The sequence below is a fragment of the Pseudomonas saliphila genome (assembly GCF_008638345.1).
Lineage (GTDB): Bacteria > Pseudomonadota > Gammaproteobacteria > Pseudomonadales > Pseudomonadaceae > Halopseudomonas > Halopseudomonas saliphila.
The window spans coordinates 23533-49489 of the sequence record NZ_VTVA01000015.1 but is presented as its reverse complement, the minus strand read 5'-3'; the positions used below and the strand labels follow the sequence as shown (position 1 = coordinate 49489).

Here is a 25957-nt window from a genome sequence, read left to right as displayed (position 1 = left end):
TCAGTCCTTAATGCAGGGGGCGCCACGGCTCGATGACGGCGTCCAGATTCAGCTCGTCACAGAAGTCGAGAAACTGTTCACGCAGCCAGCTGAGCTGGGTTTTGGCCGGGATGGCGATGGTCAGTGTAAGGTTCAGCATCGGTGTGCCGGTGTGCTGGGCCATATAGGTGAAGCTGAACATCTCTTCCAGCTCGATTTCCAGCTGCTGGAAGAAGGTGCACAGCTCAGCCACCAGCTCCGGCCGCTGGGCGGCGGTAACAAAGACGTTATAAGGCAGGGCCTGAGGGCGTTCCTCCAGCGGGGTGCTGCGGCTCACCGATAGGGTGAAACGCTCACGCTTGGCCAGAGCCGGTAGCGAGGTTTCCAGGCGTGCAAGGGCATCCCAGTTGCCGCTGATCTGTAGCAGCAGTGCAGTGCAGGTGCCGTGGCGGCTCATGCGACTGCTGACCACAAGGCAGCGGTGCTCCATGCAGAGCTTGGTCAGCAGGGTAGCCAGCGCGGTGGTTTGCTGCCCCATTGCAGTGATAACCAGGAACTGTTCCTTCTGGCTGGGCGTAATGGACATGATGATCCTCTGACTGGCGTTTCTGTCAGGCCAGACTGCAAGACAGGCGTGACGCAAGGGGACTATTGTCCCTGTCCGCCGTCAAGGGTTCAACCGTCAGTTGCATTCACCTGTATTGCAGCTTTGCCGGCAGCACGCCTTGTGCAGATCGCGGCGCGAAAGTACCATTGCCGATTAACGTTTCAAGCGGAGCAGTTCCATGATTTCAGGCAGCCTGGTGGCGCTAGTAACACCGATGGATTCGCGCGGCAGCCTGGACTGGCCCGCGCTCGAGCGATTGGTCGACTTTCACCTCGAGCAGGGTACCGACGGCATCGTTGCGGTCGGTACCACGGGTGAATCCGCCACGCTCGACATGAACGAACACAAGGAAGCCATTCGGCGCGTCGTCGAACAGGTCGCTGGGCGCATTCCGGTTATCGCTGGCACGGGGGCCAACTCCACGCGCGAGGCCGTCGAACTCACCGAAGCGGCGCGTAGCGTGCGGGCAGACGCCTGTTTACTGGTGACCCCGTATTACAACAAGCCGACGCAGGAAGGTTTGTATCAGCATCACCGCTTTATTGCCGAAGCGGTTGCCATCCCCCAGATCCTCTACAACGTGCCGGGCCGTACGGCCTGCGACATGCTGCCGGAAACCGTCGATCGCCTGGCCGACATCCCCAACATCATCGGCATCAAGGAAGCGACTGGCGACATGCAGCGCGCGCGTGAGCTGATTGACCGGGTCGGCAACCGAATCAGCGTATACTCCGGCGACGATCCCACTGCGGTCGAGCTGATACTGCTGGGCGGCAAGGGCAATATCTCGGTAACGGCCAACGTTGCGCCGCGCGCCATGCATGAACTGTGCGCTGCGGCTCTGGCCGGCGATGCGGATCTTGCGCGGCGGCTCAATGACGCACTGATGCCGCTGCACAAGACTCTGTTCATCGAATCCAACCCGATACCGGTGAAGTGGGCAATGAACGAGATGGGGCTGATCGGAGACGGTCTGCGCCTGCCTTTGACGCACCTCAGTGCTCGCTGCCACGAGCCAGTCCGCGAAGCGCTGCGTCAATGCGGCCTGTTGTGAGCCAATCCCGGAACATGTTTAGTAAGGAATACAAGATGAAGCCTGTAACGGGTGCGCTGGCTATTGCAGTATTGAGTAGCAGTCTGAGTGGCTGTGGTTATATTTTCGGTGATGAAGGCTATTTTCGTGATCGTGGCGGAGACTATCAACTATCGACGGTCGAGCCACGCATCCAGGTTCCCGAAGGCGTTAACAGCAAGCCGCTCGGCGACATGTTGCCCGTACCGGGTGTGACCGGTCCGGCCACCGCTGAAAAGTTCGAGGTGCCACGCCCTCGACCGATGGCAGTAAGCGGCGATGAAGCAGGCTTCTCTCTGCAGCAAACCGGTTCGCGCCGCTGGCTGCATGCAGCCAGCGCACCCGGTGAGTTATATGGTCGGGTCCGTCAGTTTTTCGATGATTACCAGGTGCCGGTGGCCAGTGAGTCGTCTTCGCTTGGCGAGTTTGAAACCGAATGGCTGGCATTCGATCTTCAGGCGAGCAATCCGCTGGTTCGCCGGCTGGCTCCCTCGGTGGGAGAAGGGCGCCGGCTTGAGGAGATGGAACAGCGTTTCCGCGTGCGTATCGAGCCGGGCGTGCAGGGCGCCAACAGTGAAATCCATGTGCTGCACATGTCCCGCAGCCAGGGTGGGACCCAGTCCGAATGGCCCGATGATTCGGACAACAGCAACCTCGAGCGCGCCTTACTCGCGGAAATGGAAACCTACCTGAACCAGTCTGAAGCTGCGAGTGCCGCCTCGCTCGCAACGTCTTTGCAAGGATCGGTCGCTGATACGGCAGAACTGAGCGAGGATGGTGCCGGCAACCCGGTACTGACCATCCAGCGTGATTTCAATCGCGCCTGGGCCGCAGTGGGCGGGGCGTTGAGCCGTGCCGACCTGGCGGTCGCCGACCTGAATCGCAGCTCCGGCGTCTACTACATTGATCTGGACCAGTCCGCCCGTGAGCAGGCAGAAGAGGCAGGGTTCTTCTCCCGTCTGTTCAGCCGCGATGAGCCAGCCCCAGAGGGAGAATCGGACCGCGTACAGGTACGTCTGACGCAAATCGGTAATCAGGTTCAGGTAACCGTCGAGCGCAGCATCGACAGTGCCACCGACCTTGATCTGGCGCGGGATCTACTGACACGCATCCGTGACAATCTGAGTTGAGCTGATGCGGTACTGTTCGCTGGGTAGCGGTAGTCGCGGCAACGCCACGCTGGTTGAATGCGGCCGCACCCGCGTGCTTGTTGATTGCGGGTTCAGTCTGCGCACCACCGAACAGCGTTTGGCTGCCATTGGCATCAGTCCAAAGCAGCTCGACGCCGTACTGGTCACCCACGAGCATTCCGACCATGTGCAAGGCGTCGAGCGACTGGCCAGGCGTCACGGCATTCCGGTGTTCATGACCGCTGGCACCCACCATGCCATGGCAGTCCCGGAGCTTCCGTTCGTGAGAGTCCAGTTGGGCAGGCGTTTCGTTATCGGTGATCTGGAGATCACGCCAGTCGCCGTGCCGCACGATGCCCGGGAGCCCTGCCAATATATTTTTGATAGCGGTCAGCACCGACTCGGTATTCTGACCGATACCGGCACCATCACCCCCTGGATCGTTGAGCAATACGCCAGCCTGGATGCGCTGTTTCTCGAGGCCAACTACGATCCAGTGATGTTGGCCAATGGGCCGTATCCGCCCCGTTTGCGAGCGCGGGTCGGCGGCAGCCTCGGCCATCTGAGTAACCAGCAGGCCGCAGGGCTGCTGGCTGAAATCGATACCAGTGCGCTGAAACATGTCGCGATTGCGCACATCAGTGAAAAGAACAATCGGCCCGACCTTGCCCTGGGTGAACTCTCCCGGGTGTTGCAGGAATGGCCTGGCCAGCTATGTCTGGCAGAACAGAAACAGGGCTTGCCCTGGCAGGATATTTCGGGATTATCCCATCACCAATTTGCCGATAGCGGGAGCCAGTAATGGAAAAACGTACAGAGCTGTATCGTGGCAAGGCCAAGTCGGTATACACCACCGACGACCCGGATCGTCTGATCCTGCTGTTTCGCAACGATACCTCGGCATTCGATGGCAAGAAGATCGAACAGCTGGACCGCAAGGGCATGGTCAACAACCGCTTCAACGCCTTCATTATGCAGAAGCTTGAGGCAGCCGGAATTCCGACTCAGTTCGACAGCCTGGTGTCCGATACCGAATGCCTGGTGAAGAAGCTCGACATGATCCCCGTCGAGTGCGTGGTGCGTAACTATGCCGCCGGCAGTCTGGTCAAGCGTCTGGGCATCGAGGAAGGTCAGGCACTGGCGCCGCCGACATTCGAGCTGTTCCTGAAGGATGACGCCAAAGGCGACCCCTTTATCAACGTCTCACACGTCGTAACCTTCGGCTGGGCCACCGCCGCGCAGATTGAACGCATGCAAGCGCTCACGCTGAAAGTGAATGACGTGCTCAAGCAGTTGTTCGATGACGCCGGCTTGATGCTGGTCGACTTCAAGCTCGAGTTCGGCGTGTTCAAGGGCGAGATCGTGTTGGGCGACGAGTTCAGCCCGGACGGTTGCCGTCTGTGGGACAAGACTACCGGAAAGAAGATGGACAAGGACCGTTTCCGCCAAGGTCTTGGCGGCGTCATCGAAGCCTATGAAGAAGTCGCACAACGCCTGGGTGTCCCGCTGGCCTGAATCCTGTTGCAGACTGGCCATAGCGCCCTCTTCCCTCGCGGGAGAGGGCGGGGCAGAGGGGGATAATTACTTGACCACGATCAAGGCATCACCGCCCCACGTTATCTAATCTGACCTGACTGGCAACCTCAGGAGGTCAACATGCACACCCTCATCAGCGCAATAAAATGGCTGTTCTGCTCCGGTCACGAGTTCTGCTATCAACCTGTAGTAGCTACTTTGCCAACCGAATGCCCAGCCCGTTCCGAGTGTCTCGGCTGTGATGGCAAGATCAATTGCCACCTGGCCCGGCTACTGACCGCCAAAGGGTAGAAATCCATCGCTGTTGCGGCCGAAGGGACGTGGCTCTGGTCAACTCTCTTCGCGCCATCCATGTTCAAATGCTGATCAATATCCTCGCAACAGGGGATGCTGCTCCTGGCAGGTGAACTGGGACGAAGCCATTAACTCGCAACTCGCAAATAGTTGCTCGCATCCTCAACCCGTCTGCCAGTAACCATAAACTGCAGCAAATTAAGCGCATAGCTGGGCTACGAGACTTTCGCCAATGGCAGCATAACTGCTATCATGCGCGCCGACTTGGAGAGTTGCCGGAGTGGTCGAACGGGACGGATTCGAAATCCGTTGAACAGGCAACTGTTCCCAGGGTTCGAATCCCTGACTCTCCGCCATATATCTTGCTCAAAGCCCCGCCTTGCGGGGCTTTGCTGTTTATACGCTTCGATATTCCCCCACTTGTTCCCCCATCAGGCCTGTACTCGAGAATGGTTGGGCCAAACACGTTATCCCCTTAATCAATGAGGACTGGCCGAGAGTTGCCGATACAGGGCCTCTGCATCGATGAGGGAGTGGATCGGCTTGCTTGTTGAGATCGGTAATAGTTTCCCGGTCGTCTGAGGCGCTAAAGAAGTCCCTGGTGCCATTGGGGACAAATTACAACCACCTGTTCCAACGGCTAACCCGAGAGACTCATGAGAAACCGATTACTGTTCAATTCTCTGAAACGACCCTGGATTTGATAAACAAAGCTCCACCTCAGGTCCTCAGTCATCCCCGTCCGAGCTGCCGATCGTGCTAGCATTAATTTCGGACGCCGAACCTAACCTGACATCAGACCCACGTTATTTGCGCCTATAGATCTAGTTGAACGAAGCTGGATATCAGCCTATGACTGGCGACCCTGTGAATCAACTAAATGCGAAGAGTACTCAATGATCGGTTATGGCTGATTATTGCTTACCAATGAGGGCAGCTTTGGGTCCGGGAGCTGACATTTGGGACGGACCTTCAGCGGCCCAAAGCGTTTTTCTAGAGGAGCACCTATTGGCCATAGCTCCCATTAAACCAATATGAAGTGCTCCAATCAGGCTCGTTGGCTTTTACTGATTAGACTCTCTACGGCTCGCAATCAGAGCTACAAAAGTCAAGCGCCACTTCCTCCTCGTCCACAGGCCCTAATTCACTGGTCAGTACGGCCTGATGCTAAACCGTATACGGGGGAGATGAAAAACCATATAGCCCAATCTAGCTGAAATGGATAAAGTGCGAGCGCTAATCGCAGGTACGTACCGCTCGCCATTAGTACCCAGCCGCCGCGGACCTCAGTTCCAAAGCGAGGCACGGGATAGGATCAAGCGCAGTGTCTGCGTAATCATTTTTTACACCAGCAAGGATTGTTCGTGGCTATCAAGAAATCCGATCTTTACTCCTCCCTCTGGGCCTCTTGTAACGAACTGCGTGGCGGGATGGATGCCAGCCAGTACAAGGACTATGTCCTGTTCATGCTGTTCATCAAGTACATCTCCGACAAGTACGGTAACTCGGATGATTTTGCACCGCCTGTGACCATCCCGTTTGGTGCCAGTTTCAAGGATATGGTCGCCCTCAAGGGCAAGCCCAATATCGGCGACAAGATCAACACGCAGATCATCCAGCCGCTGATTGATGCCAACGCCCGGCTTGCCCGCAGTGACTTCCCCGACTTCAACGACCCGAGCAAGCTCGGCGACGGGAAGGACATGGTGGAAAAGCTCAGCAATCTAGTGGCGATTTTTGAGAAGCCTGAGCTGGATTTTTCGAAGAACCGTGCCGACAACGACGATATTCTCGGTGACGCCTACGAATACCTGATGCGCCACTTCGCCACCGAAAGCGGCAAGAGCAAAGGGCAGTTCTACACACCGTCCGAAGTCAGCCGCATTATTGCTAAAGTCATCGGCATCAGTCCGGCCAATGCCGTGGCTGCGACTACTGTTTATGACCCTACCTGCGGTTCTGGTTCGCTGTTACTGAAAGTCGCCGACCAGGCCGGTAAGCACATAACCCTGGAAGGTCAGGAGATGGACGTGACCACCGCCGGTCTCGCCCGCATGAATATGATCCTGCATGACTTCCCGACCGCCAACATTCTGCAGGGCAACACGCTGTCCAATCCCAAGTTCAAGGATGGCGAGCAGCTACGCACCTACGACTACGTGGTGGCCAATCCGCCTTTTTCGGTTAAAACCTGGAGTGTTGGCCTAACGCCCGCCAATGATCCTTACCAGCGTTTTGCTTGGGGTGAGCCACCAGCCAAACAGGGTGATTATGCCTTTCTACTGCATATCATCCGTTCACTGAAAAGCACTGGCAAAGGCGCCTGCATTCTGCCCCACGGCGTGCTGTTTCGTGGTAATGCCGAGGCGGTGATCCGTAAGCAGTTGGTGCGCTCAGGCTACCTCAAAGCCATTATCGGTTTGCCGGCGAACCTGTTTTATGGCACAGGTATTCCCGCCTGCATCCTGGTGCTGGACAAGGAAAACGCCAGCGCGCGCAAAGGCATCTTTATGATCGATGCAGCCAAAGGTTTCATTAAGTATGGCCCGAAGAACCGCCTGCGTGATCAGGATGTGCACAAGATCATCGATGCTTATAGCCGTATGGCCGACGTGCCGCGTTATGCGCGTGTGGTGGCCTTTGACGAGATTAGCGATCCGAAGAACGACTTCAACCTCAACCTGCCGCGTTATATCGATAGCACCGAACCGGAGGATATTCAGGACATCGACGGTCACTTGCGCGGCGGCATTCCCGAGCGCGACATCGATGCCTTCGACAGCTATTGGCAGGTGATGCCTGCATTGCGTGCGGCCTTGTTCAAACCCGCCAGCCATTCCGGTTATTTCGAGCTGGTCAGCCGCGACGTGAAGCCAGCAATCTTCGGCCACCCGCAGTTCACAGCCTTTAAGGCGGGTGTTGATACGCTGTTCAACCAGTGGCTTGCCAGCAGCACGCCGCAGCTGAAAGGTTTTGCTGCGGAGGCGGCCAGCAGTCATCCCAAGGAGTTGATCTTCAAGCTCTCGGAAGAACTGCTCAGTGCCTTTGCCAAAGCACCCTTGCTCGACCATTACGACATCTACCAGCACCTGATGGACTATTGGGCCGAGACCATGCAAGACGACTGCTACCTGATCAGCGCAGACGGCTGGAAGGACGGTGCTGCAGTGCGTGAAATCCGCCAGAAGAAGGACAAGAACGGTAAGTTGAGCTGGCCTGAAAAACATGACTACAACCAAGGGAAGCGACGCTTCAAATCCGATCTCATCCCGGTTGAGCTGCTGGTTGCCCGCTACTTCAGCGCTGAGCGTAACGCCATTGAAGGGCTGGAAACTGAGTTGGCCAGCATCGAACAAAGCCTGAACGAACTGCTTGAAGAGCACAGCGGTGAGGATGGCTCACTGAGCGAGGTGATCGAAGGCGAGGGCGACAAACAGAAGGTTACCGCCAAAGCCATCAAGGCCCGCCAACGCGAGATTGATAACGATCCGAACTATGAGGACGAACTCAAGGTTCTGGCCGAATACGCCGGCTTGCTCGACCAGCAAAGCAGTCTAAAGGCCAAACTGAAAAAGTCCGAGGAAGACCTCGACGACAAGATCCACGCTAAATACCCGCAGCTCAACGAAGCTGAAATCAAAACCCTGGTGGTGGACGATAAGTGGCTGGCCACCCTGGCCATTGCCGTGCAGGGCGAACTGGATCGAGTGTCGCAAACACTGACCGGGCGTATTCGCGAGCTGAATGAGCGCTATGCCACGCCATTGCCGCAGCTCGTCGATGAAGTCGCGTCCCTTGCCCGTCGGGTGGACGAACATCTGAAAAAGATGGGGGCGGTATGGCAGTGAAGCAGGGCTACAAACAGACGGAGGTGGGGGTTATTCCGGAGGAGTGGGAGGTGAGACCGTTTGGAGCGCTTTTCACCTTCCGAAATGGAGTGAACGCAGATAAAGACTCCTACGGCCAAGGCGTCCGTTTTATCAATGTGCTTGAACCCATAACGTATTCGCACATTCACGGGCCTGAAATCCAGGGACAGGTGACGCTGCCAGAATCTGTTTCCATATCCTATGCAGTCAAGCTTGGTGACGTGCTCTTCAATCGAACCTCTGAGACGCAAGAGGAAGTTGGCTTGGCCTCCACCTATCTCGGCTCTGAGCGAGTTGTCTTTGGTGGTTTTGTAATTCGTGGCCGACCGACTGATGGAAATCTTGACCCTGTTTACTCAGGCTATGCACTTCGTGCGCCGTGTATTCGCTCGCAGATTATCCCGATGGGGCAAGGTGCGATTCGCGCCAATATAGGTCAGTCGAATCTGAGTCTTGTTGTTGCCCCAGTACCGCCCATCTACGAGCAGCGTGCCATCGCGACAGCGTTGAGTGATGTGGATGCTCTGCTGGATGCGCTTGAGCGGCTTATCGCCAAGAAGCGCGACCTCAAACAGGCTGCCATGCAACAACTCCTCACCGGCCAAACCCGCCTCCCCGGCTTCCAGGGTGAGTGGGAAATAGTGCAGGTTCAAGACGTTATATTTGGTTCTTTCTGCGGCCCAAGCCCCACTTGTGAGGAGCGAAATATTCAGGACGATTCCGAGTGGGGGGTTTTGAAAACTACTGCTGCAACCAAAGAGAACGGCTGGGATTGGACGAAGCACAAGACTCTGCCGAGAGTGTTTTGGAACAAGCCTCAAATCGAACTAAGACAGGGGGATGTTATCGTCACAAAAGCTGGACCTCGCCACAGGGTGGGCGTGGCCGCTTGGGTGAATTACGTGCCACCGCGAATCATCCCTTCCGGCAAGATGATCGCTCTTCGCCCCCTTCCAGATAAAGTCGTACCATTGATGTTGGCTACTGCGATCTCCGCCCGTGACGCTCAGACATACTTGGACCAGCGAACAACTGGTATGGCAGAAAGTCAGGTTAACTTCGAGAACACTGCGCTTCTGGAGGCACCGATACGAATTCCACGTATCGAAGAGCAAACTGCCATCGCCACAGTGCTGTCCGATATGGACGCCGAACTGGCCGCATTGGAACAACGCTTGACCAAAACCCGTGCCCTTAAGCAAGGCATGATGCGAGAGCTGCTCACCGGAAGGACGCGCTTGGTATGACCGACTTGGGCAGGGATGCAAAACAAGCGCAGCAGGCCACTGAACTCTCCAGCACGATCATTAGCGTGTATGAATTGCTCATGGACCCGGTGCTCGAAATCCCCCAGTACCAACGCCCATACAAATGGACCGGCAAGCACATCAACCAGTTGTTCTCCGATATCGCCATCCACAAGGACAAGTCCGCTTACCGCCTAGGCACCATCGTGTTTCACCGGGAGGGCGAGAAAAACAACATCGTCGATGGCCAGCAGCGCACCACCAGCCTGCTGCTGGCGGCCCGAGCACTGATTCAGCGGAGCAAGGAAAAGAAGCTCGAACGCAAAGACCTGCAGGAGCGATTGCTCAAGCTTGAGCAGGTAATGGTCAACCCCAGCTTTAGCAGCGAAATCTCGCAGAAAAACATCCACAGCAATTATTTTGAGGTGGCCCGCATTGTTTCCCGTGCGGACTTTACCGAGGCGCATATCGACTTCTTCCTGAACAAGTGCCAGGTCGTGGCGGTAGCGCTGACGGATGTGTCCGAGGCCTTCCAGTTCTTCGACTCGCAGAATGCGCGGGGCCGCGATCTGGAGCCGCATGACCTGCTCAAGGCCTACCACCTGCGTGAGTTCAGCTCCAGTGACGAGCCATTGAAGGCAGCCACGGTGGCTCGCTGGGAAAGCAGTAATACCAAGGAGCTGGCGACGCTGTTCTCGCAGTACCTGTATCGCATCCGTAATTGGTCGAAAGGGGCGTCGGCACGTTACTTCAGCAAGGACGACAGCGGCTTATTCAAGGGCGTGAATATCGATACGGTGGCCAGCTATCCCTATGTGGAACAGCTGCGCATTGCCCACCATTTTGTCGACCACTACAACGGGCAATACGAGCGCCAGATCGACTCGCTGGAGATGGGTTTTCCCTTCCACCTGGACCAGATCATTATCAATGGTCGGCGCTTCTTTGAGCTGATTAGCCATTACCAGAGCAAGGTGGCGCGGATCAGTGCTGAGTCCTGGAACGGCCACGAGCTAGTCGGTGCTGAGGGTTTGGATGGTTTCGCGAAAGAAATTATGAAAACCATTAACTCTTACCCGGCGAGAACCCGTACCGGCGATTGCTATGTGCGGGCGATGTTCGATTGCCTGTTGATCTATTACATCGACAAGTTCGGCCACGCGGAGCTGTCGCGGGCCATCGAGAAGATTTTCATCTGGGCCTACAGCCTGCGCCTGCAGATGCAGGTGGTGCAGCTGGCCAGCATGGATAACCACGTGCTTAAGAAGAATTTTTTCAGGCTGATCAAAGATGCCACGCGCCCGGCTGATTTTATCAATCACCCGCTTAAATCACTCACTGGCAGCAGTTCGACCAAGACTGGGGCAATCGAGGCGCTGTTTAAGGCGATGAAATATTATGAGTGACCGGCCCAAGCAGTTTTCTATCAAGGCGCTACTCGATGGTAACGATGAGTATGTTATTCCGATGTATCAGCGCAATTACGCCTGGGAAGAGGGTGAGATTACCCAGCTGATTCAGGACGTGATCGACTACCTGCCTAAGCAAGATAAGCCTGCACGCAATTACTACATTGGCAGCCTGGTGGTGTATGAGCGACCGGACAGCAAAACACCGGTCTTCGAGACCATCGATGGTCAGCAGCGGCTGACAACACTGTCGTTGCTGACGTCCTATCTGAAGAACACAAAGGCCGCCGACCTCGACTGGTATTCAAACCTGAGTATCCACTTCGATAGCCGTGAGCATTCGCGGGCAACCTTTGCGGCCATATTCGAGGGTCGCTTCAAGGATGACCCTGCCGAGGTGCTGGCTGAAAAGCAGATCAATACCGGCATCCTCAATGGCTATCGGCTGATCCAGAAGGTCTTGCCGCAGAAGCTCAAAGAGAACGGCGTTTCAGCGCAGCAGTTTGCCGACTACCTCTTCAACTATGTGCAGATCATGCGGGTGAAGGTGCCGGCGGATACGGACCTGAACCATTACTTTGAAATCATGAACAACCGCGGTGAGCAGCTAGAAAAGCACGAGGTGCTCAAGGCGCGGATGATGGAGAAGCTGCAGGGCTGCCAGCAAAGCCAGAACTGCCTGCACACCGTATGGGAAGCCTGCGCGAATATGGAGCGCTATGTGCAGATGGGCTTTACGCCCGGCCAGCGCAGCAGCATTTTTGGTGAACAGGATTGGGGCCGGTTTGAGCCCGCGAACTTTGATGAGCTAACTGCTGCGCTGCACCGTTCGCCAGAGGTGGCCTACAAGGAGGGGGCTAAGTTGTCCCTCACGGACATCATTGCCAGGCCGCCGGTTAGTGCGGAAAAAACCGACAACGGTGAAGAAGCGCCTGAGCGGTTTAATACGGTTATTAACTTCCCCAACTTTTTGCTGCATGTGCTCAGGGCTGATACGCAAGCGGACATCCCTCTGGATGACAAGCGACTGCTGGATACCTTTGAGACCCATGTCCTGAAGCAGTCAGACCCGGTTGCGGCAGTGAAGCGTTTTACCTTCAGCCTGCTGCGCTGCAAGTACCTGTTTGACCATTACGTAATCAAGCGTGAGTTCATCAAAGGCGCGGATGGTTGGAGCCTTAAGCGCTTTAAGTGGAACGACGGCGGCAAAGCTGGTGGCGCGGGGCGCGGCAGCTATGTAAATACCTTCGGCGAAGAGGACGGCAGCGAAGGCATTAACCGTCGCATCTTGATGCTGCTGTCGGCGTTTCATGTGTCCACGCCAACGCTGGTTTACAAGCACTGGCTGAATGCGGCGTTGTATTACCTGTTTCACGCCGAGCAGGTTGAGGCTCAGGCCTACCTGCGGTACATGGAGTCAGTCGCGAAGGCATTTGTCTTTGACCGCTTTCTTGCTCCCGTGGCGGGCTTGGAATACTTCGCGATGATCTACGGGAACAAGGGCGTCTGTCAGACCCGTCGCGAAGGATTAACGGCCGAGACGCTGAGGCCGCGCTTGAGCTTCGGCAATATCGAAAACAACCTGGTGTTCAACTTTCTGGATTACCTGTTGTGGCTTGACCATGGTGCGAGCGAACCAGTGAAATCCTATGAATTCACTTTCCGCAGTTCGGTGGAGCATTACTACCCGCAGCATCCACTGCAAGGAATTGATCAACTTGCTCCGGAATATCTGAATTCGTTCGGTAACCTTTGCCTGATAAGTCACGAGAAAAACTCTCGTCTGAGCAACTTCACGCCTGGGCAAAAAAGGGAGTTCTATCAGAAGAACACCCTCGATAGCGTTAAGCAGCACCTGATGATAAAAACTGAGCCTTGGGATGCCCATGCTATAAGCGCGCATTACCAGCAAATGATGGACGTGCTGCTGAAGAGCCTCGCCAGCAGAGACCGAGTAAACCCTGCAGGATGCACCTGATGACTCAACAACCTCGCTCCGAACGCCGCACGCAGAACCGCGTTGTGGGCCTGTTTACGGACAACACACGGCCCGATTGCCTAGGCTACGACTACTTGGGCGAGTGGAGCAAGCGTGGGCAAAACCGCAACATTGAAGCGGAGCTGCTGCAGGCCAGCCTGAAACAGCGCGGCTACTCCGATGCGCACATATCGGCAGCGCTACAACGGTTGACGGCTGCAGCGGATGCCACGGGTATCACGCTGTATCAGGCCAACCTGCGGACCTATCAGCTGCTGCGTTACGGCGTGCCGGTTCAGGTAGCCGTTGGCCAGGCTCACGAGACGGTGCATCTGGTCGATTGGGAAAACCCTCACGCTAATAACTTCGCCATCGCTGAAGAAGTAACTTTGCGCGGGGGCCATGAGCGGCGCCCTGACTTGGTGATTTACCTGAACGGTATCGCCGTTGGCGTGATTGAACTGAAGCGCAGTTCGGTGGAGGTGGCCGATGGCATCAACCAGCTGATCACCAACCAGGAGGAAATCTTCAACCTGGGGTTCTTCAGTACGGTGCAGCTTGTTTTTGCTGGCAGCGACTCACAGGGTTTGCGCTATGGCACTGCCACCACTCGTTCCGAGTTCTTTGTAGAGTGGAAAGCTGCTGCGTTAAAAACTAAGCCGGATGAGTTAAATACGCAACGCGAGATGCCTGCTGACTATCAAGCGCTAGTGGGCCCGGAGACAGCGCTATTTGGTTACTTGCTGGATGATCCGCTGGCGCAGATGTTCGAGAAGTCGCGTCTGCTTGACCTGATCCGTAATTTCATCATCTTCGATGCGGGCATCAAGAAGGTGCCACGTCCTCATCAATTCGCCGCCGTGAAGGCCGCTCAAGAGCGTTTACGGCGTAAAGAGGGTGGGGTGATCTGGCACACACAGGGCAGCGGCAAGAGCATCCTGATGGTGTTGATCGCCAAGTGGTTGCTGGAGCATGACCCGGATGCACGTATTCTGGTGATCACGGATCGCGATGAGCTGGATAAACAAATCTCCGGGGTGATGCGCAATGCTGGAGTCATCGGCAATGACTCACCTTCGCCGCGTATCACGTCTCGCGCTGACCTCGTGCAGAAGCTATCCGCTACTACGCCGCGTTTGCTGTGCGCGTTGCTGCATAAATTTGAGCCTGATCTGAGCGTGCCGCCGCCACCCATGCGCGGGAGCTTTTACGTGTTCGTTGATGAATGCCACCGTACCCAGGGTGGTGACATGAACCGGCAAATGAAGCAGTGGCTGGCTAATGCTCTGTTCATCGGCTTTACCGGTACACCCTTGCTGCGCAAAGACAAACAGACCACGCGCGATGTATTCGGCACCTATATCCACACCTATAAATTCCATGAGGCTGTGGCGGACAAGGTGGTACTGGACCTGAAGTATGAGGCGCGTGATGTGCCACAGCGTTTGACGTCGCAAAGGGCTATCGACGCTTGGTTTGAGCAGAAAACCAAGGGGTTGAACAACTACCAGAAGTCGATCCTGCGTAAGCGCTGGGCCACGATGGAATCATTGATGAGTGCTGGCGAGCGCAAGCAGCGCATCATCGCCAGCATCATCGAGGACTTCAGTCTGAAACCACGGCTGAACAATGACCGAGGTACGGCCATTCTGGTGGCGGCGAGCATCTACGATGCCTGCCATTACTTCCGTTCGTTTCAAACCACCTCGTTCGGCCCTTACTGCGGCATCGTGACTTCGTATGAGCCGAACCATAACGCCATCTCCCGTGAGCCGGCGCAGAGTGACGAGCGCTACAAATTCGATACCTACACGCAGTACGTGCTGAAGCAAGGCCAGACCACTACGGCTTACGAGGAAGAGATCAAGCGTCGCTTTATCGAGGAACCTGCCAACCTGAAGCTGCTCATTGTGGTGAGCAAGCTGCTAACAGGTTTCGACGCGCCCAGTTGCTCGTACATCTACCTAGATAACGAGCTGCGTGATCACAACCTGTTCCAGGCCATTTGCCGCACCAACCGACTTGATGGTGATGACAAAGACTTCGGTTATATCGTCGACTTCAAAGAGCTATTCGGCGACGTACAGGATGCTATTTCGGTGTACACCTCTGACGAGTTGGATATCGACACAGGCGGCGGTGGCAGCAATAACGTGGAGCTGAAGAACTGGCTGGTTGAGGGCAAGAAGCAACTGGATGCAGCCCGTGAGGCACTGAGTTATCTCTGTGCGCCAGTGGCACCGCCGCGCGAAGTTGAGCAGTTTATCCATTACTTCTGTGGCCTGGCTGCTGATGCCAATGGCCTGGACGAGACTGAAGCGCTGCGGATTTCCTTCTACAAAGCCGTGGCTTCATTCGTGCGTGCGTTTGCTGATTTGGCGCAGCATCTGACCGAGGCGGGTTACTCGGTGGCTGAAGCGGGCAGGCTGCAAACTGAAGTGCAGTTTTATGCCGACTTGCGTGAGGCAATCAAAAAACACGCGGGTGAAGAGCTGGACATTAAGCCGTTCGAGGCGGACATGCGGCACCTGCTCAATACTTATATTCAGGCGGACCCCGCTGACCCTTTGAGTACAGTCGATAACTTCTCGCTAGTTGAGCTGATCATCCAGACGGGCGTTCACGATGCCATCGCCAAGAAACTCAACGCCAAGGGCAAGCTCTCCAAGGATGCAATTGCCGAAGGCATTATCAATAACGTGCGCAAGACCATCATCCGCGAACAGTTGACTGACCCAAGGTTCTACGAGGGGATGTCGCTCTTGCTGGAGGATCTGATCAAGCAGAGCCGTAATGATGCTGCTGCTTATGAGGAGTTCCTGCGTAAGGCTGAGGCGCTGGTTCGACAGATGGCGCAGAAAGGCACAGGTGGGTCGCCTGCGGCACTTAACGGTCATCGTGAGGCCGTCGTGTTGTTCAATAACCTCGATAGCATTGCTACGAGCACTTTTCAGTGCCCGCAAGACGAGGGTGAGAAGGTGAGGCTGGCCCTGGATCTTGATCTGGCGATGCGTGGCTCTGCGCCTGCATCCTGGCGAGGGGACACCGCACGGGAGGCGCAGGTTCTTAATGCTTTGTACCCCCTAATGGGCCGTGACCGGGTAGCGACCCAAGCGATATTCGAGATCATTAAGAACCAACCGGGCTACTGATGAACGAGATTATTGAGCTGGGCGAAATTTCTATCTTGGTGACCCGCAAGGACATCAAGAATGTCCACCTGAGTGTGCATCCGCCTGAGGGTCGAGTGACGCTAGTTGCTCCAACAGGCACACGGCTTGAGGTTGCACGGGCTTACGCGATTTCAAAACTGGGCTGGATTCGTGATCAGCAGAGTAAATTGGACGCGCAGGCCCGGGAGGCACCGCGCCAGTTTGTGGAAAGAGAAAGCCACTACATCTGGGGGCGACGCTACCTGATGGTGGTGAATTACCAAGATGTTAAGCCTACGGTAATGCTCGATCACAAACGCATCACCTTAACGGTGCGCCCCGGTAGTGATGCACTAAAGCGCGCAGAGGTATTGCATGAATGGCACAAGCAGCAGCTGCATGCCGTGGTGCCTGCGCTGATCAAGAAGTGGGAACGCAAACTTAAGGTCGAGGTGGCTGGCTATTACCTGCAGCGGATGAAGACCAGGTGGGGTAGCTGTAACCACAAAGCCGGAAACATTCGCCTGAACACTGAGTTGGTTAAGAAGCCCAAAGACCTCCTAGAGTACGTAATCGTTCACGAGATGGTTCACCTGCTTGAGCCAACTCATAACGAGCGCTTCGTCTCTATCCTCACGGAGCATTTCCCAACATGGCGTGAGGCACGTGCTGAGTTGAATGAACTGCCGCTTTCGGCTGAGGTTTGGAGAGAGTGATATTTTGGATAGAAGAGACGACCCCTGTATTCACTGAGCTTTCTGGCGTAATAGTGGCCAAACTGTCAGCGCGGACGGAAAACGATCTCCAGGGTGTCAATTGCGAATGGCCCCGTAGCATTTAGCTTGAAGTTTCGATGGCGCTTAGAAACGCATGCCTGGTATCTAGCCCTGTGTATTGGTCGTACAGTGCGTGCATGGGGTATATATGCGGATCCCAGCGATGCCACAGAGAGCCCCGATAGCTTTGAACGAAAAACTCGTTGGACATGAGATTCCCTTCGGTGCTTTGTAAGCTGGGCAATCTAACGAAAGCCGATTGAAATCTTTCGTGGTAGTCGTGGGTGCAGGATGGTTAACCGGCGAGCCACATTGTTACAAGTCATCGTCGGGGAGGTACTCCCCGTTCACTGGCACATGTGCTCTGCGATGATGAGCAGCAACTATCTTCACCGGTCGCGCCATCATCGCTGGCCGTGGCCACAGCAGGTTCGGAATCACCGGCATGCCATTCCACAATGCCCTCACGGATGACTTGCCAGGCGGAGTGCAGGAAAAGGGCAGCAATGGCAAGGCCCACAAGGATATCGGGCCACAGGGTGTCGGTGACGGCAACCAGCCCGGCGGCAAGGATGACGCTGCTATTGGCGACAAGATCGTTTCTGGAACACAACCAGGTCGAACGCATGTTGAGATCGTCGGCCCGGTGGCGATAGAGCATCGCGAAACAGATCCCGTTTGCCAGCAGGGCGATGCTGCCAACAATGCCCATCCAGTCCGCAGCTGGCACCTCCTGAATCACTAGCTTGCGAACTGCATCGGCAATGACAACGACACCGAACAAAAGCATGAATCCGCCCTTGAACAGTGGAGCGCCGGCACGGGCTCGGCGGCTTCTGTCCAGAACAAAGAGTGTCAAGGCATACACGGACGCATCGCCAAACATATCAAGTGAATCAGCCAGCAACGCGGTTGAGCTGGCGATCCAGCCTGCGGTGAATTCCACAAAAAACATCACCGCATTGATGGCAAGTACAACATAAAGAACCCGGCTCTGGCTGGCCCTTAGCTGTGCCAGTTCGCCGGACTTGTTTTCACAGCAGCTGTCCATGGTCGATCCTCGCAAAACCCGCGATATGGCAATACCTTAAGGGTTATAGCTACTACAAGGTCAAATTTGAATCTGTACCATCGAAACGCCGGTCGCCATATACCTTTTGGGACCCGCCTAGCGCCTCCTCATGCTCCACATGAAATAGCTTCCGCCGATCAGCGAAGCGACCAGCCCTGCTGGAATTTCCTGAGGGAAGAGTGCCTGCCGTCCCACCCAGTCGGCGAGAATCATCAAAAGCGCACCTATCAATGCAGCGCCGAACAGGTGCTCACGGGCTCTGCCGAATCCGAGGAGGCGCGCCAGATGCGGTGCCAGCAGGCCGACGAAGGAGAGGGGGCCTATCACCAATGTCGCGCACGCGGTCAGCACAGCGATCAGCATGAGGAGAAACAGGCGAGACCGGTTGAGGCCGATGCCCAGCGAACTTGCTGTCGCCGGTCCCAATGGAAGAATGTCCAGCCAACGGGCCAAAGGACGGGTAGCGACTGCCATGACCACCGCCAGGACCGCGATCAGCAGCCCGCCTTGCAAGTCGACGTAGTAGGTGGAGCCAGAAAGCCAGGCGATCACCTGCTGTCCCCTGGGGTCACCGCCACTGAGCACAACGCTGCGGACGGCATCGAACAGGGCAGTGATTGCCACGCCAGTCAGCAACAAACGTTCAGGCACATATCCGCTGCGTCGGTTGAGCAGAACCAATACACCCAGCGCGCCCAGAGCACCAAGTGTTCCGGCGGAAACCAGTGCCAGGTTGCCGGGCGCAGGTAGCAGGAAGATCACCGCCATAAGTGCGATCGCGCTGCCTCCACTAATACCAAGCAGCTCGGGGCTGGCCATCGGGTTGCCCGAAATCCGCTGGATAATGGTGCCTGCTATGGCAAGCAATATTCCGCTTCCCGCAGCGGCCAGAAGCCGAGGCAGACGCCACTCCAGAACGCTCCATTGCGCCGTCCAGTGCCAACCCTGTGAGGTCTGACCGATGAAGATGGCGAGCACCGCTGCCGCAAGCAACATTATAGAAAGCGTTCTCGCCAGGCGGCCGGGTCTGGCGTGTCGATGCACGAGCCCTTGTGCCGGTACGCCAGGTGAATTGCCGCTCAGCTTGAGCCGTGGAATCAGCCAGAGCAGCAGCGGTGCGCCCAATGCTGCCGTCATGGCGCCAGTTGGCAGCAGGGTAGAAGGGCTGCTGGCAAATTGCTGCAGCATCAGATCTGTGGTCGTCAGGAGCAACGCCCCCAGTATGACGGACCAGAACATGCGCGGTCCCAGTCGCCGAGCTCCAGCCATGCGCGCAATATTGGGTGCGGCCAGGCCGATAAAGCCAATGATGCCGACTACGCTGACGACGCATCCTGTGAGAAACACGGCGAGGCCCAAGCCCGCCAGGCGCAGCTGTCTGACTGATACGCCGAGGCTGCGGGCGTTGCTTTCGTCCAGATCCATCACCGCCAGCGGCCGGAGCAGCAACCAGGCCAGTGCCGCACTGATGGCCAGCCGGGGCCAGAGATAGGCAACATCGCTCCAGCCGCTCTGGGTCAGTGAGCCTGCTCCCCAGATCAGTACGCCCTTGAGCGTTTCCTGATTGAACAGCAGCAGCGTCATCGCCAGCGCACCGGCGAACAGGTTGACCACCAGACCGGCAAGCACCACCACCATGGGTGCCAGGCCCCGGCTCCAGGCCAGCATAAACACCAGGCCCATCGTTAATGCACCACCGGCAAGTGCTACCCATTCGCGGCCGGAAACCAGCAGCGCAGGCGCGAATAGCGTCGCGGCAATGAGCGCCAGGTTGGCTCCGCTGGCAACGCCCAGCGTGGTGGGGGCGGCCAGCGGGTTGCGTAATACTTGTTGCATCAACACGCCCGCAAGCCCGAGACCGGCGCCAGCGAGCAGGGAAATGCTCAAGCGTGGCCACCAGCTGTAATACAGCACCGCGACATCCGGACTGGAGATAACAGGACTAAAAAGCGTTTGGAGGTTGAACAGCAGGCCGCGTTCCACGGGCAACGCAGTCCAGGCCAGGCTGACTACTACCGCGCCCAACAGCAGACACAAGGCCAAGGGAAATGGGGAGGGTAGCGTCCTAGCGGTCATGCTTGGCGGCCAGGGCGGATGTCAGCGCGTCAGCGAAACGCAGGGCCGAGGGGAGGGCGCCAAAGCTCCAGACCGGCGGCAGGCTGAGCACGCTGTCATCGCGCACGTCAGGCAGCGCCTGCCATAACCCGTTATCGGCAAGCGTTTTCTCCACGCCGAGCGGCGAGGGCTCCACCACCACCAGTTGCCCATCGATACCCAATAAGTCTTCCAGGCCCACCAGCGAGAAGCCCCAGCTGTTGGTCTCGCCGGTCCAGGCATTGTCCAGCCCAAGTTGATCGAGCACCGCGTGATAAAGCCCGTTTTCGCCGAACACACGCACATGCCGTGCGTCCATGAACTGGATGATCAGCAGTGGCTCTGTTTCTGACGGTAATTGCTCGCGACAGCCGACCATGGCCGCTTCAGTCCTTTCAACCAGGTGCTGCCCGGCCTGCGGGTTGCCTGCCAGCGTTGCGGTATCCAGCGTGAGCTGGATCATCTGCTGCCAGGTGTTGCTGCCGGGGGTATACAACTCCAGCGTTTCTACCTCAGCGATCCGGGACAGCCGCGGCGCGATATTGCTGAACATGGGCGAAATCAGGATGACGTCGGGCTGCAGCTCCGCCAGCAGTTCGAGGTTGGGTTGGGTGCGCAATCCCAGATCAATGACTTTGACTGGCAGTTCGGGCTGGCCTACCCATTCATGATACGCGGCGATCTGGGCGACCGCTTGTGGCGCGATCCCCAGACCCATCAGCGTCTCGGCAATGGTCCAGTCCAGGGTAGCTATGCGCGGCGCGGGGGCGGATGAGGGCTCTGCTCGGACCGGAACTGCCACCAGGATAAGTGACAGACCAAGAACAGCGGTCGTCAGGGGCGCTGACAGGTACTTGAATAACAAAGAGGGCTCCGTCATTACAGGGGGCAATCGGGCGGTCAGGCTGCGGATTGCGGCAGCGTCACTGAACCACCGCGATCGGGTGCGGACTGCCGTTTGGTCGCATGACCTGCATCGGCAAACCGTAGATCGCCTCAAGCGTGTCGCTGTCCATCATGTCGATGGGTGATCCCTGTTCCAGCACGCGCCCGCCGTGCAGTGCAATCAGCCGGTCGCAATATCGCGCGGCCATATTGATATCGTGCAGTACGATGATTACGCCCAGCCCAAGGTCGTGGCACAGACGGCGAATCAGCTTCAATACCTCGACTTGATGCGCAATATCCAATGCCGCCAGTGGCTCGTCGAGCAATAGGAATCGGCTTTTTTGTGCCAGCAGCATGGCCAGCCACACACGCTGGCGCTCACCGCCGGACAGCGAATCCACCAGCCTGGCGGCCAGTGTCTGGGTGTCGGTGAGCGCTATGGCCCGTTCGATCTCGCTACGGTCCTCGGCGGTCTGCCGACCCAGCAGCCCATGCCAGGGATAGCGTCCAAAACCCACGAGTTCGGCGCCGGTGAGATTGTCCGTGATCGGCAGATGCTGGGGCAGATACGCCACCTGGCGTGCGTATTCACGGTCGCCCCAGCGCGTAACGGGTCTGCCATCGAATAATACGTCGCCGCCGCTGGCGTGCTGTTGTCTTGCAAGCAGCTTGAGCAGGGTCGATTTGCCGGAGCCGTTGTGACCAATGAGTCCGTGGACCTTGCCTTCTTCGAAGTGTAAATGGGTGGGCTGCAACAATGTTTTGCCGTTGACCGCGAAGGTCGCGCCCTTGAGCTCAAACATGTAAACACCCCTTTTCTGGCGGCTGCGAAGGTGCATAAAGGTAAACGCAATGATAAGCTTTATCAATAAGTTTTATCGGCCTCTGACTTCGGAAATTGAATGGAATTGCTTCGCCTGGTATTTCGTCACTACCGCCTGCCCTTTATCTGGGTGCTTCTTCTGAGTATCGCTAGCGCCTTATTGGGCGTCGGAGTGATCGCGTTCATAAATGCCAGGCTCATGACTCCAGGCGCCTCGCTGTCTGCGTTGCCGGCGTTCCTCGGGTGGTTGGCGGCACTGCTGGCGCTGACGCTTGCGGCTCAGTTGTGCCTGACTCGCCTGGGGCACTTCTTCGTATTTGCGCTCCGCGGGCAGTTGATCAAACGAATACTCGATACTGATCTGGAGCGAATCGAAGAGCTCGGAAGTGCCGACCTATTAGCCAGCCTCTCCAGCGATGTACGCAATATCACCATCGCTTTCGTGCGCCTGCCGGAACTGGTTCAGGGCGTGGTTCTGTCGCTTGCCGCCCTGGCTTATCTTGCGTGGCTGTCTTTGCCGCTTCTCGGGGTAATCCTGATTTGGTTGGCCGGGGTGATGGGGGTAGGCTGGCTGTTGGTTTCCCGGGTGTATTCTCACTTCAACCAGCTGCGTGAAGCAGAGGATCGCCTCCAGCGCGATTTCGAATCGATACTTGAAGGGCGCAAGGAGCTCAGGCTGAACCGCGACCGTGCGAAACGGCTTTTTGAAGAAACCTATTCGGCCGACGCCGAGGCCTACCGACACCATATCGTCCGAGCTGATACCTACCATTTGAGTGCCAATAACTGGGCCAACATCATGATGCTCGGGGCCATCGGCGTGACCTTCTTTCTGTCGAACGCTCTGGGTTGGGCGTCCGCCGCAGTTGCCACGACCTTCTCGCTGACGTTGTTATTTCTGCGCACACCCCTGATTCAGGCAGTAGGCGCCTGGCCGACACTGGTCAGCGCGCAGGTTGCTTTCGACAAACTGGACAAGCTCGCCCTGGCCCCCCATCGGGAAGGCTTCGAGGTGGTAGATAAGCTGACCGACTGGCAGTGCATTGAATGGCGAGGTGTCAGCTACCAGCACACCGCCCAGGGTGATGCACCGGGCTTCGTCGTCGGGCCGTTCGATCTCAAGCTTCAGCGCGGCGAACAGGTATTTCTCATCGGCGCCAATGGCAGCGGCAAATCCACCTTGGCTCGGCTGATATCCGGACTCTACCGCCCTATGAGTGGGCAGATTCTGGTTGATGGCAAGACACTTGATGAGCAGGACTTGCCGGGCCTGCAGGCGCGGTTTTCCAGCGTTTTTACCGATTTCCACCTGTTTGACCTGTTGATCGGTGCAGGCGGCAGCGAAGCGGACTCCCAACTGCTGGAAACATGGACATCGCGCCTCGGGCTGGACGACAAGCTGCAGATTGCAAATGGCCGCATCAGTGACATCCGTCTGTCTCAAGGTCAGCGCAAACGTTTAGCGCTATTGGTCGCTCTGGTTGAGCAGCGCGATATTCTGCTGCTGGACGAATGGGCTGCAGATCAGGACCCACAGTTTCGAAGGGAGTTCTATCGCGTGTTGTTGCCGCACCTCAGAGACATGGGCAAGACCGTATTTGCCATCAGTCACGACGATTCCTACTTCCCGCACGCTGATCGCTTGTTGGAAATGCGCCAGGGGCGCCTGACCGAGCTGACAGGGGAGCAGCGGACACTGGCGAGCAGGGATGCGGTAGCTAAAGCACAGGTGAGCTGAGCGCAGCCGCAATTCAGAATTGATAATCTAAACGAGAAGTAATACCATCCGCATCCAGGGTTCGGGCGCGGTTGCTCCGGACATTCGTTGCTTCGGTATTCTGGAGAGACCGTGAAATATCAGTCCTGTTTTGTTCCGGATTTAAGCCTGTTAACTTCCGCCATCCGCTACGCCTGTCGATTGACGACTGTGGGCAGCCTGTGTCTGCTGGCACCGGCTGCACTTGCTCAGTCGAGCTCCGATGAGAGCGCTGCGGTCGATCTGGGAGACATTATTGTCGAAGGCGACGCTTCGGCGAGTGATTCGAAGACTGCTGACAGTTATCAGACGGAGCGCGCCAGCACGGCGATGCGTTTCAGCCTCACGCCCCGAGAAACACCGCAGTCCATATCAGTCGTCACCCGTGCCCAGCTCGAAGATTTCAATCTCACGAGCGCACTCGATGCGCTGGATAGCACGCCCGGTATCAGCGTGGAGCGGGTCGAGACCGAGCGTACCTATTTCACCGCGCGTGGTTTTGATATCACCAACTTCCAGTTCGATGGACTGGGCGCGCCGATGATGTACAAGAACCTGCAGGGCGACATCGACACGGTCATTTACGATCGCATCGAGGTATTGCGAGGGGCCAATGGTTTGCTTTCAGGTACGGGCAACCCCTCGGCAACCGTCAATTTCATTCGCAAGCGGCCCACCAGGGAGTTTCAGGCGTCACTCTCGGGCACCCTGGGTTCCTGGGATCAACGCCGGTTGGAGGCTGATGTGTCAGGTCCGATCGGCTCCTCGGACAGGGTCCGGGGTCGCCTGGTTGCCGCGGCAAAAGATGCCGACTCCTACCTGGATGGACTGCAGCGCGAGAGTCACACGGTTTACGGCGTGGTTGAGCTCGACATGACTGATCGAACCATGCTCACCGCGGGTCACAGCTGGCAACAGGTCAACACCGATCGCCCTCTCTGGGGCGCCTTGCCGATGTACTACACCGACGGTAGCGCAACGGACTATGACGTTTCGACCAGCACCTCTGCTGACTGGGCGTACTGGGATAACACCGAGAGTCGCACCTTCGTCGAGCTGTCTCATCTGTTTGCCAACGGATGGGAAGGCAAGGCAGCACTGAATTATGTCGATGTTACCTCCGATTCGGCGCTGTTCTATCAATACGGCACGCCTGATCGCGAGACAGGGTTGGGTTTGATGGCCTACCCGAGCCTGTATGAAATTGACGTCGAACAGTTGATCGCCGATCTGCACGTCAAGGGGCCGTTCGCCTTCGCTGGCCGGGAGCACGAACTGGTGGCTGGCCTGCAATGGTCTCGCTCCATCCTGGAAGATAGCTCGGATTATGGCCAGGGCATCGGGACACCGCTGCCACCGCTGGAAAACTGGAACCAACAATATCCGCTGGCTGACTTTACCGCTGGACGGGACGGCAGCGACTGGACTGACAGGCAGACTGGCCTTTACAGCGCGGCTCGGATGTCCTTGACCGATCGGCTCACCGGCATTGTTGGCGGGCGTCTCAGCCGTTTCGAAGGCGATGGCGTTACCTATGGGACATCGAAAGACACGTCCTACACCGATGTGTTCACGCCTTATGCCGGCCTCGTTTTCGATCTGAATGACCAGGCGTCGCTGTATGCCAGCTACGCCGAAATCTTTCAGCCACAGACCGAAGTGGACATCAACCGCGACCGATTGGAGCCCATTGATGGCGTGCAGTATGAGCTAGGCATCAAGGCGGAGTTATTCGCCGGGCGCGCTGACGCAAGCCTGGCGGTGTTTCGCATCGAGCAGGACAATGTGGCCGAGGCACGTGGCACCATCCCCGGGAGCGTGGATATTGCTTATGTGGGTGCCAAGGGGCTTACCAGCGAAGGGGTCGAGGCGACTCTGGCCGGCGAATTACTGCCGAACCTGCAAGCCAGCCTGGGTTACACCTACGTCGATATCGAAGACCCTGAGGGAGAACGGGCTCGTACCTTTATCCCGCGCCACATGGTTCGGGCGATGAGCACCTACCGCTTGCCATTCCACGACGCCATGAAAGTCGGCGCACGGGTCAGCTGGCAGGAGGCAATCTACCGCGATCAGGGCGCGGGCGTTACGACTCGCCAGGATGATTATGCGCTGGTCGATCTGATGGCCAGTTATGACATAAGTGACAATCTGAGCGCCTCGCTAAACGTTAACAACATCACCGACGAGAAGTACCTGAACAGTCTCTATTGGGACCAGGTCTTCTACGGTGCGCCTCGTCACGCGATGCTTACGCTGGGTTGGAACTACTGAT

General features: G+C 57.0%; 18 protein-coding genes and 1 tRNA gene. 14 read left to right on the top strand and 5 right to left on the bottom strand.

The window, feature by feature from the left end:
• Positions 1 to 7: 7 nt before the first annotated feature.
• Positions 8 to 565 carry a glycine cleavage system protein R gene (locus tag FHK95_RS15200; RefSeq protein ID WP_150305482.1) on the bottom strand — a complete coding sequence of 186 codons (558 nt, stop codon included), beginning with the start codon at positions 563 to 565 and terminating at the stop codon, positions 8 to 10.
• A 199-nt stretch (positions 566 to 764) separates the two neighbouring features.
• On the opposite strand from FHK95_RS15200, the gene dapA reads away from it, so the two are divergent.
• The 12 genes from dapA (at position 765) to FHK95_RS15145 (ending at position 16989) form a co-directional block, all read left to right on the top strand.
• A complete protein-coding gene (gene dapA, locus FHK95_RS15195) occupies positions 765 to 1640 on the top strand; it encodes a 4-hydroxy-tetrahydrodipicolinate synthase (protein ID WP_150305481.1) in 876 nt (291 codons plus the stop codon).
• A 35-nt stretch (positions 1641 to 1675) separates the two neighbouring features.
• Entirely contained in the window at positions 1676 to 2788 is a 1113-nt protein-coding gene (gene bamC / locus FHK95_RS15190) for an outer membrane protein assembly factor BamC (protein WP_178114815.1), read from the top strand.
• 4 nt (positions 2789 to 2792) lie between these two features.
• The gene (locus tag FHK95_RS15185; RefSeq protein WP_150305479.1) at positions 2793 to 3590 is read left to right on the top strand and encodes an MBL fold metallo-hydrolase; all 798 of its coding nucleotides are present in this window, start codon (positions 2793 to 2795) and stop codon (positions 3588 to 3590) included.
• Positions 3590 to 4303, top strand: a complete 714-nt coding sequence (purC, locus tag FHK95_RS15180; RefSeq protein ID WP_150305478.1) for a phosphoribosylaminoimidazolesuccinocarboxamide synthase — start codon at positions 3590 to 3592, stop codon at positions 4301 to 4303. Before FHK95_RS15185 ends, purC begins: the two co-directional genes overlap by 1 nt.
• A 141-nt stretch (positions 4304 to 4444) precedes the next feature.
• Positions 4445 to 4615 carry a hypothetical protein gene (locus tag FHK95_RS20055; protein WP_178114814.1) on the top strand — a complete coding sequence of 57 codons (171 nt, stop codon included), beginning with the start codon at positions 4445 to 4447 and terminating at the stop codon, positions 4613 to 4615.
• Positions 4616 to 4884: 269 nt separating this feature from the next.
• Positions 4885 to 4974, top strand: a tRNA-Ser gene (locus tag FHK95_RS15175).
• 1008 nt (positions 4975 to 5982) lie between these two features.
• On the top strand, positions 5983 to 8466 hold the full coding sequence (locus tag FHK95_RS15170; RefSeq protein WP_150305477.1) for an HsdM family class I SAM-dependent methyltransferase: 2484 nt from the start codon (positions 5983 to 5985) through the stop codon (positions 8464 to 8466).
• Positions 8457 to 9734, top strand: coding sequence for a restriction endonuclease subunit S (locus FHK95_RS15165; protein ID WP_150305476.1), 1278 nt, complete (start codon positions 8457 to 8459; stop codon positions 9732 to 9734). Before FHK95_RS15170 ends, FHK95_RS15165 begins: the two co-directional genes overlap by 10 nt.
• Positions 9731 to 11140 carry a DUF262 domain-containing protein gene (locus tag FHK95_RS15160; protein WP_150305475.1) on the top strand — a complete coding sequence of 470 codons (1410 nt, stop codon included), beginning with the start codon at positions 9731 to 9733 and terminating at the stop codon, positions 11138 to 11140. The genes FHK95_RS15165 and FHK95_RS15160 overlap by 4 nt, the downstream gene beginning before the upstream one ends.
• Positions 11133 to 13121, top strand: a complete 1989-nt coding sequence (locus FHK95_RS15155; protein WP_150305474.1) for a DUF262 domain-containing protein — start codon at positions 11133 to 11135, stop codon at positions 13119 to 13121. Before FHK95_RS15160 ends, FHK95_RS15155 begins: the two co-directional genes overlap by 8 nt.
• Positions 13121 to 16273 (top strand): type I restriction endonuclease subunit R, encoded by a 3153-nt coding sequence (locus FHK95_RS15150; protein WP_150305473.1) that lies wholly within the window; start codon positions 13121 to 13123, stop codon positions 16271 to 16273. The genes FHK95_RS15155 and FHK95_RS15150 overlap by 1 nt, the downstream gene beginning before the upstream one ends.
• Positions 16273 to 16989 (top strand): M48 family metallopeptidase, encoded by a 717-nt coding sequence (locus FHK95_RS15145; RefSeq protein WP_150305472.1) that lies wholly within the window; start codon positions 16273 to 16275, stop codon positions 16987 to 16989. The genes FHK95_RS15150 and FHK95_RS15145 overlap by 1 nt, the downstream gene beginning before the upstream one ends.
• 382 nt (positions 16990 to 17371) lie before the next feature.
• On the opposite strand, the gene FHK95_RS15140 is transcribed toward FHK95_RS15145, so the two are convergent.
• From FHK95_RS15140 to FHK95_RS15125, 4 genes are all read right to left on the bottom strand, one after another.
• Positions 17372 to 18100 carry a cation diffusion facilitator family transporter gene (locus tag FHK95_RS15140; protein ID WP_150305471.1) on the bottom strand — a complete coding sequence of 243 codons (729 nt, stop codon included), beginning with the start codon at positions 18098 to 18100 and terminating at the stop codon, positions 17372 to 17374.
• Positions 18101 to 18217: 117 nt separating this feature from the next.
• Positions 18218 to 20197: a Fe(3+)-hydroxamate ABC transporter permease FhuB gene (gene fhuB / locus FHK95_RS15135; protein WP_150305470.1), complete on the bottom strand. Its 1980-nt coding sequence runs from the start codon at positions 20195 to 20197 to the stop codon at positions 18218 to 18220.
• Positions 20187 to 21080, bottom strand: coding sequence for an ABC transporter substrate-binding protein (locus FHK95_RS15130; protein WP_206668589.1), 894 nt, complete (start codon positions 21078 to 21080; stop codon positions 20187 to 20189). Before FHK95_RS15130 ends, fhuB begins: the two co-directional genes overlap by 11 nt.
• A 58-nt stretch (positions 21081 to 21138) precedes the next feature.
• Positions 21139 to 21906 (bottom strand): ATP-binding cassette domain-containing protein, encoded by a 768-nt coding sequence (locus FHK95_RS15125; protein WP_150305468.1) that lies wholly within the window; start codon positions 21904 to 21906, stop codon positions 21139 to 21141.
• A 99-nt stretch (positions 21907 to 22005) separates the two neighbouring features.
• Between FHK95_RS15125 and FHK95_RS15120 the strand changes: the two genes are divergently transcribed.
• Positions 22006 to 23664 carry a multidrug ABC transporter permease/ATP-binding protein gene (locus FHK95_RS15120; protein ID WP_150305467.1) on the top strand — a complete coding sequence of 553 codons (1659 nt, stop codon included), beginning with the start codon at positions 22006 to 22008 and terminating at the stop codon, positions 23662 to 23664.
• Positions 23665 to 23775: 111 nt separating this feature from the next.
• Complete coding sequence (locus FHK95_RS15115) at positions 23776 to 25956, top strand: TonB-dependent siderophore receptor (RefSeq protein WP_235906798.1); 2181 nt, start codon at positions 23776 to 23778, stop codon at positions 25954 to 25956.
• Position 25957: the final 1 nt, after the last annotated feature.

Coding starts and splice junctions, on each gene's coding strand:
- fhuB (WP_150305470.1), bottom strand. CDS start 20,197: ATGACCGCTAGGACGCTACCCTCCCCATTTCCCTTGGCCTTGTGTCTG.
- FHK95_RS15165 (WP_150305476.1), top strand. CDS start 8,457: ATGGCAGTGAAGCAGGGCTACAAACAGACGGAGGTGGGGGTTATTCCG.
- bamC (WP_178114815.1), top strand. CDS start 1,676: ATGAAGCCTGTAACGGGTGCGCTGGCTATTGCAGTATTGAGTAGCAGT.
- FHK95_RS15160 (WP_150305475.1), top strand. CDS start 9,731: ATGACCGACTTGGGCAGGGATGCAAAACAAGCGCAGCAGGCCACTGAA.
- purC (WP_150305478.1), top strand. CDS start 3,590: ATGGAAAAACGTACAGAGCTGTATCGTGGCAAGGCCAAGTCGGTATAC.
- FHK95_RS15200 (WP_150305482.1), bottom strand. CDS start 565: ATGTCCATTACGCCCAGCCAGAAGGAACAGTTCCTGGTTATCACTGCA.
- FHK95_RS15185 (WP_150305479.1), top strand. CDS start 2,793: ATGCGGTACTGTTCGCTGGGTAGCGGTAGTCGCGGCAACGCCACGCTG.
- FHK95_RS15150 (WP_150305473.1), top strand. CDS start 13,121: ATGACTCAACAACCTCGCTCCGAACGCCGCACGCAGAACCGCGTTGTG.
- FHK95_RS15155 (WP_150305474.1), top strand. CDS start 11,133: ATGAGTGACCGGCCCAAGCAGTTTTCTATCAAGGCGCTACTCGATGGT.
- FHK95_RS20055 (WP_178114814.1), top strand. CDS start 4,445: ATGCACACCCTCATCAGCGCAATAAAATGGCTGTTCTGCTCCGGTCAC.
- FHK95_RS15145 (WP_150305472.1), top strand. CDS start 16,273: ATGAACGAGATTATTGAGCTGGGCGAAATTTCTATCTTGGTGACCCGC.
- FHK95_RS15140 (WP_150305471.1), bottom strand. CDS start 18,100: ATGGACAGCTGCTGTGAAAACAAGTCCGGCGAACTGGCACAGCTAAGG.
- FHK95_RS15125 (WP_150305468.1), bottom strand. CDS start 21,906: ATGTTTGAGCTCAAGGGCGCGACCTTCGCGGTCAACGGCAAAACATTG.
- FHK95_RS15120 (WP_150305467.1), top strand. CDS start 22,006: ATGGAATTGCTTCGCCTGGTATTTCGTCACTACCGCCTGCCCTTTATC.
- dapA (WP_150305481.1), top strand. CDS start 765: ATGATTTCAGGCAGCCTGGTGGCGCTAGTAACACCGATGGATTCGCGC.